The organism is Halolamina sediminis, from assembly GCF_001282785.1.
In the GTDB taxonomy this organism is placed as follows: Archaea; Halobacteriota; Halobacteria; order Halobacteriales; family Haloferacaceae; genus Halolamina; species Halolamina sediminis.
This window is the reverse complement of sequence record NZ_CVUA01000001.1, coordinates 2,634,475-2,650,050: the sequence shown is the minus strand read 5'-3', so window position 1 is coordinate 2,650,050 and position 15,576 is coordinate 2,634,475. Positions and strand designations below refer to the sequence as shown.

Genomic DNA, 15,576 nt, shown 5'->3' with positions numbered 1-15,576 from the left:
CCGACAGACCGCCTAGACGTATGGGCGTTACTCACACGCCGGACGTGCTGGTCGGCCTCGGCGGCGGCGGTGGAGATGTCGTCGCTCGGCTTCTGCGTCAGGACTGGCTGCTCGACGACGTGCTGAACGCCGATGTGGGCGACGAACCGGGAAAGCTCCGCGCTTCGATCGTCGACTCCGCGATCCGGGAGGAGCATCCCACGACGGCGATCGACGAACGGATCGCGGCCGCCAAAGACCGGGCCGACCACCCGAACGAGGCCACACTCTCCTTCGAGGGCCGGGTCGTCGTACCGGAACATCTTCCCGACCGATGGTTTCCGCTAGGGATAGCACCTGGAACGGTTAAAAATATCTGTCAGAGGGAGGGGCTACATAGCTGGTGGTTGGCGAACGATCGGGACCCGCTGGAGTCCGCGCTCAACCACGGGTTTACTAACGGGACGTTCCGACGCCGACCGCTGGGGAAGGCGCTCTATCACATCGCGACGTACCTGGACGTACCGCTCGTCCCGCCCACGACGAACACCGACGAGGTGGCGTTCGTGACAACGCTCGGCGGCGGAACGGGATCGGGGATGGCGCTCGACCTCGCGGCCGGCGTCGACAGCCGCCGGACACACCTCTATGCGATTCTCCCCCACGAGGGCGCGATTGCGGAGGAGAAGGCGAACGCGTTCGCGGCGCTCTCGGAGTTGGCGTACGCCCACCACGCGGGCGAGAGCCCGTTCGACACGGTCACCCTGCTCCCCCACCTCGATGGCGTCGACGCCCGTACGTTCGAGATGGCGGCCGTTCGGTCGATCCTCGCCCACCAGCAGGCGGTACAGGGCGGTCCCGCGCCGTGGAACGCGGGCCCGAACTCGGAGCCGTTCACCGTCGCCGCCCCGTACACGGTCGAGTTCCCGGTCGAGCACCGGCGAGCGGCGACGGAGGCGGTTCACGAGCTCTTCACGGCGAAACAGATGGAGCTCGAGATCGAAGCCGATCTCCACGCCCACGTCCGGACGTATCTCCGTGAGTGCTTCCCGAACACTGCCGGCGCCGCACTCACCGACGCGTCGTCGCTCGATCCCGCCGAACACGCGTCGTCCCTGTTCGAACTCCGGCACCGAATCGAGGCGGGGCTCCGGGAACGCCTGCTCGACAGCGACGCGCTCGACGCGGTCGGCACCGTCCATCAGGTCGAGGAACTCCGTGCGACGGTGGACGACAGCCTCGAACACGTTCGTTCGCAGCTCGACGCCGACGACGAAACCGAACGGGCCCGGCAGTACGTCGAGACCGCCCCGGAGCTGCTGATCGGGAGCCTCGACGCCGAAGCGTGGGAGTTCGACCCCGACACGGTCCCGGATAAGCTCCGCCGGACGTTGGTGGCGGAGCTGGAGAACGTCGCCGAGCGGCGGGAGCTCCTCGACGCCGTCGCCCGCATCACGCCCGAGGAGGCGGGAATCGACGAGGCGGACGCCCGGCTCGTTCGGGAGCTGCTGGCGGTCGCCCTCGACTCGGAAGCGGTCTACCCGGCGCGGACGCCGACCGCCGACGAACGGATCGCGGCGGTGGCGGCGGAGATCGACCAACTGGAGGACGAGCGCGAGGTGATCGAGTCGCTCCACGAGGAGATCGCGACCGATCTCCGCGACCGGCTCGACCGCGTGTTCGCGGAGTCCGGCGAGGCCGCGAGCGTGCTCACGGCCGTCAACGAGCACCGAGAGGGGGTCGTCGTGGAGATCGACGACCTCGAAGCGACGATCGCGGATGCCGTCGCAACGCTCGAAGCCGCGAGCACCGCTGAGGCTGCTGCGTCAGTCACCCTCGACCTCGGTGAGTTCGAGTCGCTGAACCCCCGGCTCTCAGAGATGGGGGTCATCCCCCTCCCGTTGGGGGAGGTCGAGGCGGCGTTTGACCGTCTCCGTGAGGCACGGGTCGCGTTTATCGACTATCGGGCGGGGTTCTTGTCGTCGCTTTTCCGACGCGATCGAGCAGGAGAGTACGAGGACCACATCACGGCGATTGCCGAGACGGCGTGGTTCGACGTCGAACCCCTGACAGTCACGGGAGAGGCGGCGTTCCGCATCGAGTTCTCGCCCGAACCGCTCCGCCGGGAAGACGAGATCGCGGCACGCCACGACGACGCGGTCGAGAACGTCGTCGACGCGTTCACGGCGCTGTTCGGCGGCGCCGACCCGCCGCAGTTCGAGCGAACGGTGGGCGAGTCGACGCACGTCTCGGTCCCGGAGCCGACGGAGCCCGAGACCGAGGCCGGACTACGGGACGCGCTCAAGCGCAGTGACGCCGAGGACGTCGATACGCTGTTCGAGTCGCTGTTCCCAACGGAGGAGCTCCACGCGATCGAGCGCACGACCCAACCGGACGCCGCCCCCGCGGCGACGCTGTACGACGCGTACCTGTCGCCCGTCCGGACGACCTACCGGCGAACCGTCGACCGACTCCACGCGCTCACGGGCGGCGACGGCGACGAGCTCACGGGGACGCTCGACCGTCTCGAACTCCTCCGGGAACTCACGGTCGGCGAGTCCGCGTCTGCGGAGCTCCCCAACCCCGACCCACACACCGAGGGGCAGGCTGTCACCGGCGCCGAGTTCGCGCAGCGGTATGAGGGGCGGTACGAGCCGGAGTTCGATCCCGGAATCGACCTCCGTGGAGCCGACAACCCCTACGTGAGCCGGAAACTAATCGAGTGGGATGGCCCCGTCACCAACCCTGCAGCGATCGATGAAACGGCGCTCGTGGGCGAGCAGTTGGATGCGGTCACCCGTCGGTTCGCCGACTTCACCGATCGCATGCTCGACGCCGACGAGCGCGCACCGATAGCGTCACTCCACGACGATGGGAGCGGGGGTGGCAGCTTGGATGCCTCCACCGTGTTTCTGTCGCCGGGGGCTCCGCCCGGTTCTGACAACCTAGAGGCGGTCGAGGAAGCCATATCCGAACGGGTACAGGCTGTCCCGATCGGCGGCCAGTACGCGACGACGGCGTACGCTACGGAACACCCTACCGCCGTGACGGCGGCGACGTTCTTCGATGGCCTCGCGCTTGACGACCTCGAGCTGGTCGGTGGCCCCGACGGCTACCGATCGGTCTACGAACGCGAGCGTAACAACGGGGCGTTCCCGGGAGCCTTCCACGCAATCGGGCTGGGCGGCGACTGGGCGACGTGGGAGACACTCGGCGAGTGGGTCGCGACTGCCGACGCGGACGACTGTGGCGGGTACGTCTACCGGGATACCCTTCTTGACGACGCCGAGGCCGAGGGCTCGTGGCCCGACCTGTTCTCGGCCGGCGTCACCGAGAGCACTGTCCCGCTCGACTGACTCGGCCGGAGTTCGATATCTCGATATGCGGTTTATCGATCGGCGAATCCCCGTCCGTGGCTTTATACAGGTGGCCTCGGTAATCCGCCCATGAGCAACCGAGGCGAGGATCTCGAGTCGCAGGTGGCGGAGCTACAGGCAGCGGTCGACGGGCTGACCGAGGAACTCGTGGAGACCAAAGAGCGCGTCCGGCAGCTCGAGGAGACGACCGACGCCCTCGAAGCCGACGAGAGCGAGCCGGAGGGGCAGACGACCGCCGAACAGCAGGCGCAGGCTCGCGGCGCCGAGCGCCGCGACGCCGAGTTCGTCGCCGAGGGGGACGACGGCGCCGAGGAGGCCGCCGCCGAGGAGGAGGAATCCGACGACGACGACGGCGACGACATCATCGTCGCCTGAGGCCGTATGCACATTCAGGAACTCGTTCTGGACGACTTCAAGAGCTTCGGGCGCGAGACCCACATCCCGTTTTACGAGGACTTCACCGTCATCACCGGCCCGAACGGCTCGGGAAAGTCCAACATCATCGACGGGGTGCTGTTCGCGCTGGGGCTCGCGCGAACGCGGGGGATCCGCGCGGAGAAGCTCACCGACCTGATCTACAACCCCGGCGGCGAGGGGAGCGACACCGACGGTCCGCGGGAGGCGTCGGTGACGGTCGTGCTGGACAACTCCGACGGCACCCTCAGCCGCTCGCAGGTGACCGCCGCCGCCGGCAGCGAGAACGTCGGCGACGTGGACGAGATCACGGTCAAGCGCCGGGTGAAAGAGACCGAGGACAACTACTACTCCTACTACTACCTCAACGGCCGATCGACGAACCTCTCGGACATTCAGGACCTGCTCGCACAGGCCGGCATCACCCCGGAGGGGTACAACGTCGTGATGCAGGGCGACGTGACCGAGATCATCAACATGACCCCCTACCAGCGTCGGGGGATCATCGACGAGATCGCGGGCGTCGCCGAGTTCGACGAGAAGAAAGCCTCCGCCCGCGAGGAGCTTGAGATCGTCGAGGAGCGCATCGACGAGGCCGAGCTCCGGATCGAGGAGAAGGAGTCGCGGTTGGAGCAACTGGCCGACGAGCGCGAGACCGCCCTCGAGTATCAGGAGCTCCGCGAGGAGCGCGAGGAGTACGAGGGCTACCTCCGGGCGGCCGAACTGGAGGACAAGCGCGAGGATCTCGAAGGGACCGAGGCGAAGATCGAGACCGCGGAGACGAAGCTCGAAGAGAAGCAGGCCGCACTCGACGAGGCCGAGGGGAAGCTGAGCCGGCTGGAGGCCGAACTCGACGAGCTCGATTCCGAGATCGAGCGTACCGGCGAGGACGAACAGCTCCGGGTGAAAGGCGAGATCGAGGAGGTCAAAGGCGAGATCGCCCGACTGGAGGACCGCATCGAGGCCAGCAGAGAGCGCATCGAGGAGGCAGAAGCCGAGCGCCGCAGCGCGTTCGTCGACATCGACCGGAAGGAAGAGGAGATCGAGGAACTGGAAGACGAGATCCGCGACCTGAAAGTCGAGAAGGCGAACGTCAAAAGCGACATCGTCTCGAAGGAGAGCGACCTCCAAGAGGTCGAGACGGAGATCGAGAACGTCGACACCGCGTTCGACGAACTCAAAGCCGAACTCGAACGCGAGAAGGAGGCACTGGAGGCGCTGCGCGAGGAGAAAAACGGAAAACAGCGCGAGAAGGACCGCCTGCTCGACGAGGCTCGGCGGCGCTCGAACCGCGTCAGCGACCGCGAGGACGAGCTCCAAGAGGTCCGGGACTCGCTGCCAGATCTCCGGGCACGCGTGTCGAACCTCCGCTCGGAGCTGGACAAAGCCGAGAAGAACGAATCCACCGCGGCGTCGATGGTCGAGGAGCTCAAGGGGCGCAAGCAGGAGCTCAACGGCGACATCTCCGAGGTGGACGAGGAGCTCCGCGAGCTGCGCAACGAGTACGCAGAACTCGAAGCCAAAGCGAGCGACAGCGGCGACACGTCGTGGCCCCGCGCCGTCACGGCGATCAAGAACGCCGGGAAACGCGGTGTCCACGGTCCCGTGGGCGAACTGGCGTCGGTCCCGCGTGAGTACGCCGAGGCGTGTGAGACCGCCGCCGGCGGCCGGCTCGCGAACGTCGTCGTCGACGACGACGGCGTGGGTTCGGACTGCATCGACTACCTGAAGTCGCGGAACGCGGGCCGGGCGACGTTCCTCCCGATGACGGAGATGGACGACCGCAGCCTCCCTCGGGAGCCGAACGACCCCGGCGTCGTCGGCTTCGCCCGCGAACTGGTGGACTATGACGACCGCTACTCGGGCATTTTCTCCTACGTCCTCGGCTCGACGCTGGTCGTCGAGGACATGGAGACCGCCCGCCACTTCATGGGCGACTTCCGGATGGTCACCCTCGACGGCGACCTCGTCGAGAAATCCGGCGCCATGACCGGCGGCTCCGGCGGCGGCTCGCGCTACTCGTTCTCGAAATCCGGCGGCGGCCGGCTCGAACGGCTGGCCGAGCAGATCCACGACCTCGAAGACGAGCGCCAGTCGATCCAGGACGACCTCGACGAGGTGGAGGCCGACCTCACCGACGCCCGCGAGCGCAAGAGCGCCGCGGCCGAGAAGGTTCGCGAGATCGAGACCGACGTGGAAGACGCCGAGGAGGACGTGACGGAGGCGGAGGCCCGGATCGAGGATATCGAGGACGAGCTCGCCGAACTCCGCGAGGAACGGGAGGCAGTCGACGAGGAGATGACCGAGCTCGACGAGGAGATCGCGGACCTCGACGAGCGGATCGTGGCCGCCGAGGCGTCCATCGAGGAGATCGAGACCGAGATGGCCGACTCGAAGATCCCCGAGCTCTCCGCGCGGGCCGAGGAGATCCGCGAGGAGATCGACGAGCTGGAGGACCGCAGCGACGACCTCGACGCCGAACTGGGAGACAAGCGACGCGAGAAGGAGTACGCCGAGGAGTCGCTCGAGGACCTCCACGACACCGTCGAGGAGGCCCAGAACCGGAAGGCCGAACTGGAGAGCGACATCGAGGAGTTCGAGGCGGAGATCGAGGAGAAGGAGGAAGTACTCGAGGAGAAACACGAGAAGGTCGCCGAACTCGAAGAGCAGCTCGCCGAGCTCAAAGAGGAGCGCGAGGCGCTCAAAGCCGACGTGCGCGAGGCCCGCAGCGAGCGCAACGACCGACAGGACGAGGTCGACCGCGTCGAGAACCGGCTCGACTCGCTCAAGCGCAGCGCGGTCGCGCTGAGCGAGGAGATCTCCGACCTCGAGAGTCAGGTCGGCGAGTACGACGCCGACGAGATCCCGCCCCACGACGAGGTCGAGGCGGAGATCGAGCGCCTGAGCGAGGCGATGGAAGAGCTGGAGCCGGTGAACATGCTCGCGATCGACGAGTACGACGAGGTCGAGTCGGACCTCGACGAGCTCCGTGAGCAGCGCGAGGTGCTAGTCGAGGAGCGCGACGGGATCGAGGATCGCATCGAGGGGTTCGAACAGCAGAAGAAACAGACGTTCATGGACGCCTTCGAGGCGATCGACGAGCAGTTCCAGCGCATCTTCTCCCGGCTCTCCGACGGGTCGGGCGAGCTCGTGCTCGAAGATCCCGAGAACCCGTTCGAGGAGGGGCTGACGATGAAGGCCCAGCCCGCGGACAAGCCCGTCCAGCGGCTGGACGCGATGAGCGGCGGGGAGAAGTCCCTGACCGCGCTCGCCTTCATCTTCGCGATCCAGCGGCACAACCCCGCGCCGTTCTACGCGCTGGACGAAATCGACGCGTTCCTCGACGCGGTCAACGCCGAGCGCGTCGGCGAGATGGTCGACGACCTCGCGGGCGACGCGCAGTTCGTCGTCGTCAGCCACCGCTCGGCGCTGCTGGACCGCTCCGAGCGCGCGATCGGTGTCACGATGCAGGAGGACAACGTCTCCGCAGTCACGGGGATCGACCTCGCCGGCGGGGAGGGTCCCGAGGCGGAGGTGGCGACCGATGACGACTAGCGGGAAACCGGTACGGAGGGGGCGATGAGCGACGAGGAGTTCTCGATCGACATCGCGGACCACGAGACCGGCGATCCGGGCGTCGACGACGACCTCGTGACGAGGGACCCCGACGACGCCGACGAGGAAGTCGAGCCCGTCGAGGTGCTCGTCAATCTGGCCGAGGACGGCGAGATCGACCCGTGGGACATCGACATCGTCGCGGTCACCGACGCGTTCCTCGCCGAACTCGACGAGGCCGACCTCCGTGCCTCGGGCCGCGCGCTGTTCTACGCGTCGGTGCTGCTGCGGATGAAGTCCGACGCGATGCTGGGCGACGACGAGCCTGAGGAGCCCGAACCCGAGCCGTGGGAGCGGGCCATGGGGGCTGAGGCGCCGCCGCCCGGCGAGGACGACGGGTTCGACCCGGTCGACCAGCTGGAGGCGGAGATGGACCGCCGGCTCGAACGGAAATCAACCCGGGGGACGCCCGAGACGCTGGATGAACTGGTCCGGGAACTCCGGGACGCCGAGCGCGGGAGCTGGTGGAAGGAGTCCCGGAGCTACGACACAAGCGAGTCCCCCGCCGGCTACGACCGCGGCCCGCAGACGCTCGACTACCACGCCGGCGACGACTTCCGGCGCGACGAGGAGCCGACCGAGGACGACGTCACCGGCACCACCCACACCGAGGACATCGACGAGGTGATCGCCGACGTGGACGGCGCGCTGGCCGAGCGCTACGAACGGGGCCGCGACGAGGTGCTGTTCGTGGAGGTGCGCGACGCGGGCGGCCGACCGGTGATGACGTATCTCGCTCTCCTCTTCCTCTCGAACCGCGGCGACGTGCGCCTGAACCAGGACGACCTGTTCGGCGACCTCTGGGTGCAGGATCCCACGGCCGTCGACGCCGAGGGGCCGGGCGGCGCCGGCGTCGTCGAGGCGGACGAGGCGGCTGAGGACGCCGGTGACGCCGCTGCTGCGGCGGCCGACGACGAACCCGACGAGGAGGACGGCGCGGCAGCGTCGAGCGGCGGGGACTCCACGGCGGCGGAGGACTGACGCCGAAACGCCTAACCGACCGCCGGGAGAACGCCGGGTATGGTCGCTCCAGCCAATATCGCGGGCGAGGCGTTCGATTTCCTCGTCTCGAACCCGCTGTTTACCGTGGTGCTGGCCGGAATGCTGGGGTTCGTCTTCTTCATGTATCTGCTCGTCCGTCGGACGGTGCTCGGCCTCCGCGAGGGGTTCGACAGCGGGAAAGGACGGTGAGGCTGCCGTGGTAGACCCGCTCACCATCGGAACCGCTGTCGTGGCGGCGCTCGCGAGCCTGTTCATGGCGTGGGCCATCGGCGCCGGCTCCTCCGGCTCGACGCCCTTTGCCCCCGCGGTCGGTGCCAACGCCATCTCGGTGATGCGCGCCGGCCTCGTGGTCGGCGTGCTCGGCTTCGCCGGCGCGGTGCTACAGGGCCAGAGCGTCACGGAGGCGGTCGGCTCCGAGCTCGTCGGCGGCGTCTCGCTGACCGCGCTGGCGGCGACGGTGGCGCTGTTGATCGCGGCCACGCTGGTCGCACTGGGCGTGTTCCGGGGCTACCCGATCGCGACTGCGTTCACCGTCACCGGCGCGGTCGTCGGCGTCGGGCTCGCGATGGGTGGCGACCCCGCGTGGGCGAAGTACCGGGAAATCGTGGCGCTGTGGGTGCTCACCCCCTTCGTCGGCGGCGGGATCGCCTACGCCACCGCACGGCTGCTACGCGCCGAACGGGTGCCCGAGCGCGTGCTCGTGCCGACGCTCGCGGCGCTGGTCGGCGCGATCGTCGTCAACGTTGGTTTCGCGCTGCTGGGTCCGGCGGGCGGCAGCGGCTCGATCGCGGGCGAGATCGCCGGGGTGTTCGGCGGCGGCACGGCGGCCACCGGCGCCGTCACAGTCGCGCTGTCGCTGCTGGTCGCGCTCGCGCTCGCGGCCGACACGCGGCGGGACGCGGAGGGGGCTCAGCGCCGCTTCCTGCTCGTGTTGGGTGGGCTGGTCGCGTTCTCCGCCGGCGGCTCGCAGGTCGGGCTGGCGATCGGCCCGCTGGTACCGCTGCTCGATACGTTCCAGTCGATCCCGATCGTCGCGCTCCTGCTCGGCGGCGGCGTGGGGCTGCTCGTGGGGTCGTGGACCGGCGCGCCGCGGATGATCAAGGCGCTCGCACAGGACTACTCCAGCCTCGGGCCGCGGCGCTCGATCGCCGCGCTGATCCCGAGTTTCGCGATCGCCCAGACCGCCGTCGCCTTCGGCATCCCCGTCTCGTTCAACGAGATCATCGTCTCCGCGATCGTCGGCTCGGGGTACGCCGCCGGCGGCGCCGGGGTGAGCCGGAAGAAGATGCTGTTCACGGTGCTCGCGTGGGTGGGTTCGCTCGCGCTCTCGCTGCTCCTGAGCTACGGCGCGATGGCGGCGATCGAGTCGCTCTAGTCCTCGCCCAACTCCGACAGGTCCTCCGTCACGACTTCCTCAGGCAGCGCCGCGAGCGCCTCGTCCGGCCAGCCGTCGTGGCCCAGCGTAAACGTCGTCTCGGGGTTCGCCTCGGCGAGTGCGGCGACGCCGTCGGCAGCGGCGACGTACGCCGGCGGTTCCAGCCGTTCGGGCGTCTCGGCGTGCAGCGGGTACGTCTCCGACAGCGACGGCGGGAACGGACCGAACGGTGGCTCGACGCGCCAGACGGCGTCGTGGTCGTGGTCGGCGGGCTCGCCGAACTCCGTCAGTAGCGTCTTCTCGGGCGTCTCCAGCCGGGCGAGACGTTCGTGGTGGCGGAGTACTTCGGGCCGGCGAGCGCTCTCCGGCGAGGTGTAGAAGAACGTCCCCTTCGAGACGCGGTCGTTCGCCTCCAACTGCTCGGCGTGATCGAGCAGCGCCTTGTAGCCGTCGGCGCTCGCAGGGTGGGCCCGGGCGCGCTGTTCGACCAGCTCCATGAGGCTCCCCTCCCGGATCGCCTGCCGGACCCGGCGGATCTCCGCGAACGTGACGTGGAGGTTGTGTTCGGCGAGCGCGTTCTCCCGCTCGCGCTCGTCGAGTGCGCGCAGGGAGTCGGGGTCGTGCTCGGTACAGATCGGGCAGGGGCAGGGGAGGTAGCTGAGTTCGTCGAGCTGTTCGGTGCCGCTGACGGTGAGATACCGGCCGTCGCGGGCGTACAGCGCGTACGCCGCCGAGTCGAACAGGTCACAGCCCACGGCGGCGGCCAGCGCGAACATCATGGGGTGGCCCGCGCCGAACAGGTGAACCGGGCAGTCGGCGCCCAGCCCCCGCTTGGCGGCGGCGGTCACGTCGATCATGTCGTCGTAGCGGTAGCTGTTCAGGAGGGGGACGACCGCGCCGACGGGGAACACGTCGAGATTGGTGCTCGCGGCGTGGGCGCCGGCCTGCTCGCGGAGGTCGGTGTACGTCGACCCCTGCACGGGCGCGTTCACCAGCATCTCACCCGTATCCACGGCCTCGGCGTCGGCGAGGGCTTCTTCGGTCGCAGCCAGTTCCTCCTCGGCCTGCTCGCGGGAAACGTCCGGCGGGGTGGGGATGTCGACGGGCGTCCCGATGTCGCTCCCGATCTCCTGCTGGAACTCGAGGATCTCGGTGGTGGTGGTGTCGATCTCGCCGTACTCAGCGAGTTGGAACGAGCCCGAGTCGGTGACGATCGCACCCGGGAAGTCGAGCATCTCGTGGAGGCCCTCTTTTTCGGCGCGCTCCCGGAGTTCGTCGGTGGTGCGGATGATGTAGGAGTTGGTGATCAGGATCTCAGCGCCGAACTCCTCGTGGAGCCGGCGGGGGGAGATCGTCTGGAGGTTGGGGTTGACGACCGGCATCAGCGCCGGCGTCTCGACGGTGACGCCCGCCCGGGGCACCGTCAGTCGGCCGACGCGGGCCAGCCCGTCGCTGGCCCGGATCTCGAAGGCGTCGCGCATGGATCGGTTTTCGCGGGGGAACGGTAAGGGGTTGTGTTGTCAGGGCAGCGCGGCGACGACGGCCGCCGCGGCGTTCCCCGTCTCCTCGACCATCCCGGTCGCGACGAGGTACAGCGAGAGGAAGATGATCGCGTTGTACGTGCCGTGGACGAGGATGGGGACGACGAGGTTCCGGGTGTACTCGTAGATCGCGCCGAGGATCAGGCTCGGCCCCATGAGGACGCCGATCGTCACCAGTATCGCCGAGGGGTTCGACGCGACCAGCGAGCCGACGTGGATCGCCGCGAAGATCGCGCTCGCGACGATCACGCCCGGCACCGCCGAGAACTCCTCGCGGATCCGGTTCTGGACGACGCCGCGGAACAGCAGCTCCTCGCCGGGGCCGATCAGCAGGTACGCCCCCGGGAGGAGGTAGAGCACGATCTCGGGGTTCGCCATCGCCATGTCGGCGATCTGGTTCTCGGCGGCGTCGGTCCCGGTCGATGCGAGCAGCTGGCTCACCGCGATCAGGTAGACGAAGCTTAGCACGAGCGCGCCGATCACGATTCCGAACTCCTTGATCGAGGGGAGCCGGATCCCGATCGATCGGACGGGGATCCCGCGTTTCCGGAGGTAGAGCGCCCCGACGCCGAGGAAGGCGACGCCCTGTGTCAGCAGGAGGGAGAGCACGATGCTGAGGACGGGGGTCATCGTGACGCCGGCGAGGCTCAGGAGGAGCCCGCTGAACAGGACCAGCACCAGTGCGGCGCCGATCCCGGCGACGCCGAGCCCGATGCCGACGCCGATCGCACGTAGTCGAGAGTCCATACCGGAGGGCGGGCCGCCGTGGTCAAAGACGTTCCCCTGTCAGCCGAGTTCGTAGCGGCTCACTGCCAGCGCGGCCCGCCCGTCCCGGATCTCTCCCTCGCGGACCGCGGCGACGAGCTCGCCGTACGCCATCGTCAGCGCCCGGATGCTCTCGTTCTCGTCGAGCGCCTGTCCGCCCGCGGGCTCGCAGCCGCGGGCGACGAACGTGTGGTGCAGCGAGTCCGCGATCCCGTTGACCGGCTCGGTCGTGCAGAGATGCTCGAGCGAGTCGGCCGTGTAGCCCGTCTCCTCGCGGAGCTCCCGCCGGGCGGCGGCTTCGAGGTGGTCCTCGCCGGGCTCGACCCCGCCTGCGGGCAGGCCCCGGTTGACGCGCCCGACCGCCTGCCGCCACTCCTCGATCAGCACTACCTCGTCGCCGCCGGGCAGGAACGGGAGCACGACGACGGTCTCGACCTCCTCGACGTGGTGGTAGTCCGTCTCGGTGCCGTCGGGCAGTGCCACGTCGTCGCGCCGAACCTCGAACCCCGGACAGCGGTAGTCGATCTCGGTGTCGAGCGTCTCCCACGCGAGGTCGTCGTCGGCCATGACCGGGAGTGCTGCCCGGACGCAAGAAAAGGCGGTCGGTCTGCCGAGGCGTCGGTGGCCGCAGCCGCCGCCCTACCGCGTCAGCCAGAGGTCCCGGGCGCCGACGCCGGCGACGACGACGGCGCCGACAGTCACGCTGAGGTCGAGCCCGGTGTACCAGAACGGCAGCCAGGGGAACACCCCCCGGAGCATCACGGCCACCTCGTCCAGCAGCGGGATGCCGCCCCCGGCCCGATCGGTCGGCGTCTCCCCGACGTACCACTCGCCCTCGGGCTGTTCACCCACTGGGGGGCGGTCGGCCTCGTAGGGGATCTGGTTGGTGGTGACCGACCACCGGACGGTGCCGTTGCGGTCGACTTCGAGGATGCGCTTGTTGAGCGTGTCCGTCACCAGCGTGTGGCCGTTCGCGAGCCGGTCGGCGTCGCGGGGCCAGCGCAGGTCGATGCCGCCGGCGCGGTCCAGCGTCCACGCGACCGTCCACTCACCGTCCTCGCGGTGGAGCTCCGCGACGCGGTTGTTGTCGCTGTCGGCGACGAGCACGGCCGCCTCGCCGTCGCCGCTGGGCGTGCCGCCGAGCCACTGCGGGTTGTGCTGGTGATCGAGCACCTCGGGGGCGCCACAGCGTACGTCGCCGTCGCCGTCGGTGTCCTCGAGCTGGCGCTTCCCGCCGGGCATACAGGAGTCGTCGGCGCCGTCGTCGTCGGCGTTGATGGTCTCGATCACGCCCTCGTCCCGGTCGACGACGAGGATCTGGTTGGCGTTGCGGATCGAGACGAGGAACTGCCCCTCGTCGACCACGTCGACGTCGTTGATGTGGAGCCAGTCGACCCGGGTGGGATCGTCGGGGGCGTCGTAGTAGCTGCTGGCGTTCCACTGCCAGACGGGCTCGCCGTCACGGACGATCAGGAGCCGCTCGTGCTCCATGTCGCTCAGCAGGTACTCGCCGCCGCCGAGCTTCTCGACGTCGTGGACCTCGCTGTTCCCGCTGCTCCGGACGGGGAAGGAGTACTCGTACTCGATCGACTGGCTGTCGGGGTCGAGGATCCGGAACCCGGTGTGGGTACACGGCGACTCGTAGGGGCCACAGTCCTCGTAGCCGCCGTCCATGAACCCGGCCATCACGCTGCCGTTGTCCAGTTGTGTCACGTCGAAGTAGCTGTCCGTATCGTCCATACGCCACGCCACGTCGCTGCCTTCGTACATCGCGACGCTGCCGTACTGGTGCCAGCCGGGGCCGCCGCCTTGGATCCCGACGAGCGTCTCCCGTTCGCCGTCGGTGCCGGCCACGGAGGCGTCGGGGGCGAGCACTGCGCTCGCGCCCATCGTCACCACGAGGAGGGCCACGGCGCCGATCACCAGGGCGGCGCCGCGTCGCTTCCGGTCCATTACCGTACAGTCGGTAGCCCCCGGGGCATAACCCTTGTCAGTTACCCACGACTCAAGTCGTTGGCTTGTCAGTGGACTCCCCTTCTGCCGTCGCTTGGACGGAGGCGTGGAAATCGCCGTTTAGGTTCAGCGTCCCTGACGTTAGCGCACACTGACAGGGTGCGCCTCCACTCGAAGACTTCTGCCCCGAGTGGAGACGTTTGAGCAGTTTACGAGCAACGTTCTTGCTCGCGTTGTAATCTGCGTTCAGTTCGTAGTCACACTTCTGACACACGAACTGGTGTTTCGACCGTCGATTATTCTCGTGGGTAAACCCACACTTGGAACATCGCTGACTTGTGTACGCCGGACTCACCTGTTTGACCTCGATGTCGTACATCTCGGCTTTGTACTTGACGTACTGGTACAGGCGTCGGAACGCCCATGTGTGGAATCGCTTCGCACTAGCCATCCGGTCACGAATATCGGTCAGGTTCTCGAACGCGACGTGGGTACAACCGTGGTCACGTGCTTCTTTGAGAATCTGGTTTGAGGCGCGGTGCAGTTCATCCTGCATCCAGCGGTGTTCGCGGTCGCTCATCGACTGAATCGACAGGTGTGCCGACCGCGTTCCCGTCTGTTGCATCGACCCACGAGTCTTCTCGAACTCTCGACGTCGATGATTCATCTCGTCAGCATTCCCGACGAACGCGCCAGTAGAAGTCACGGCGAGCGAGCCGTCCACGTTCAGGTCAACACCAAGGACTGTTCTGTGCTTGGCGTCCTCAGAACGCTCCGCATTCTGATGGGTTGCATCAGACGGAGTCTGATGAACGTCAGAAGAATCAATCGTGGACTGCTCTTGCTCATCTGTGGTTCGGCGCATCCGTGCGTGGAGATAGAACCTCTCCGCGTGATGGTCGTACTGCAACGTGGACATACGGAACTCGTAGTCCTCGTTCAGCATGTACTCCCCAATCGGTGTACCCTGGGGGTCGTCGGGAAACACGTAGTCGCACTCGACGCGACCGTTTACTGTAGAAAGCGAAACGTGGTCGCGGTAGAACGTCGCTGAACGCTTGTCGTAGACGACGCTCCACGCATCGAAATGTGGTTGACTCGTTTTCTCGCCTTTCTTGAGCCGGGCAACTCCGCTTTTAGTGGCCTCGATAGCACGTCGAATCCCTTTCTGGACGAGGTTCGCTGTTAACTCCGTTTCGTTGCGGGGTCGCTCATACAGAGCGTTCTCGGCCTTCTGTTTCGAGGTCACGCAGTAGTCGCTCGGGTACCTCCACGCCCACTTTGCAGTGGTGTTCGCACAATGGAGGAATTGGTCTTTAGTGTGATGGAGGTCGTCGTACCGTTCGTCAGGTACGTCGAGTGTGATCTTGACGGTGCGGATCACGTCCTCCATCCGTGTTTCACATATTATGGTTGTTTTTATTAATTCTACGTCTGGCGTTGGGGAGTCGGCCTGCTATCACTCGTGGATTGTCGGATTCTTCCCACGGCTAAAGCCATGGGCTTCCTTGACTCTGTGTGCGGCCGGCCCGTGCGGCGCAGGGTCGCGACGGTC

General features: G+C 67.6%; 11 protein-coding genes. 6 read left to right on the top strand and 5 right to left on the bottom strand.

What is annotated here, in order from left to right:
* Positions 1–20: 20 nt before the first annotated feature.
* From BN1959_RS13255 to BN1959_RS13235, 6 genes are all read left to right on the top strand, one after another.
* Positions 21–3,335 (top strand): hypothetical protein, encoded by a 3,315-nt coding sequence (locus BN1959_RS13255; RefSeq protein WP_053949096.1) that lies wholly within the window; start codon positions 21–23, stop codon positions 3,333–3,335.
* Positions 3,336–3,425: 90 nt separating this feature from the next.
* Positions 3,426–3,731, top strand: a complete 306-nt coding sequence (locus BN1959_RS13250) for a DUF7518 family protein (protein ID WP_053949095.1) — start codon at positions 3,426–3,428, stop codon at positions 3,729–3,731.
* A 6-nt stretch (positions 3,732–3,737) separates the two neighbouring features.
* On the top strand, positions 3,738–7,325 hold the full coding sequence (gene smc, locus BN1959_RS13245) for a chromosome segregation protein SMC (RefSeq protein ID WP_053949094.1): 3,588 nt from the start codon (positions 3,738–3,740) through the stop codon (positions 7,323–7,325).
* Positions 7,326–7,349: 24 nt separating this feature from the next.
* A complete protein-coding gene (locus BN1959_RS15135) occupies positions 7,350–8,366 on the top strand; it encodes a segregation and condensation protein A (protein WP_202594692.1) in 1,017 nt (338 codons plus the stop codon).
* A 39-nt stretch (positions 8,367–8,405) separates the two neighbouring features.
* A complete protein-coding gene (locus BN1959_RS15130; RefSeq protein WP_202594691.1) occupies positions 8,406–8,576 on the top strand; it encodes a DUF7859 family protein in 171 nt (56 codons plus the stop codon).
* A gap of 64 nt (positions 8,577–8,640) precedes the next feature.
* Positions 8,641–9,762, top strand: coding sequence for an inorganic phosphate transporter (locus BN1959_RS13235; RefSeq protein ID WP_053949406.1), 1,122 nt, complete (start codon positions 8,641–8,643; stop codon positions 9,760–9,762).
* Here the strand turns inward: BN1959_RS13235 and tgtA are convergent.
* The 5 genes from tgtA to BN1959_RS13210 all read right to left on the bottom strand — a co-directional run bounded on the left by tgtA (position 9,759) and on the right by BN1959_RS13210 (position 15,414).
* Positions 9,759–11,243 (bottom strand): tRNA guanosine(15) transglycosylase TgtA, encoded by a 1,485-nt coding sequence (gene tgtA / locus BN1959_RS13230; RefSeq protein ID WP_053949093.1) that lies wholly within the window; start codon positions 11,241–11,243, stop codon positions 9,759–9,761. The two genes, BN1959_RS13235 and tgtA, sit on opposite strands and share 4 nt — an antisense overlap.
* 39 nt (positions 11,244–11,282) lie before the next feature.
* The gene (locus BN1959_RS13225; RefSeq protein ID WP_053949092.1) at positions 11,283–12,050 is read right to left on the bottom strand and encodes a CPBP family intramembrane glutamic endopeptidase; all 768 of its coding nucleotides are present in this window, start codon (positions 12,048–12,050) and stop codon (positions 11,283–11,285) included.
* Positions 12,051–12,089: 39 nt separating this feature from the next.
* Entirely contained in the window at positions 12,090–12,635 is a 546-nt protein-coding gene (locus BN1959_RS13220) for an NUDIX hydrolase (protein ID WP_053949091.1), read from the bottom strand.
* 72 nt (positions 12,636–12,707) lie between these two features.
* The gene (locus BN1959_RS13215) at positions 12,708–14,021 is read right to left on the bottom strand and encodes an aryl-sulfate sulfotransferase (RefSeq protein ID WP_053949090.1); all 1,314 of its coding nucleotides are present in this window, start codon (positions 14,019–14,021) and stop codon (positions 12,708–12,710) included.
* Positions 14,022–14,073: 52 nt separating this feature from the next.
* Entirely contained in the window at positions 14,074–15,414 is a 1,341-nt protein-coding gene (locus BN1959_RS13210) for an RNA-guided endonuclease InsQ/TnpB family protein (protein ID WP_053949089.1), read from the bottom strand.
* Between the last annotated feature and the right edge of the window lie 162 nt (positions 15,415–15,576).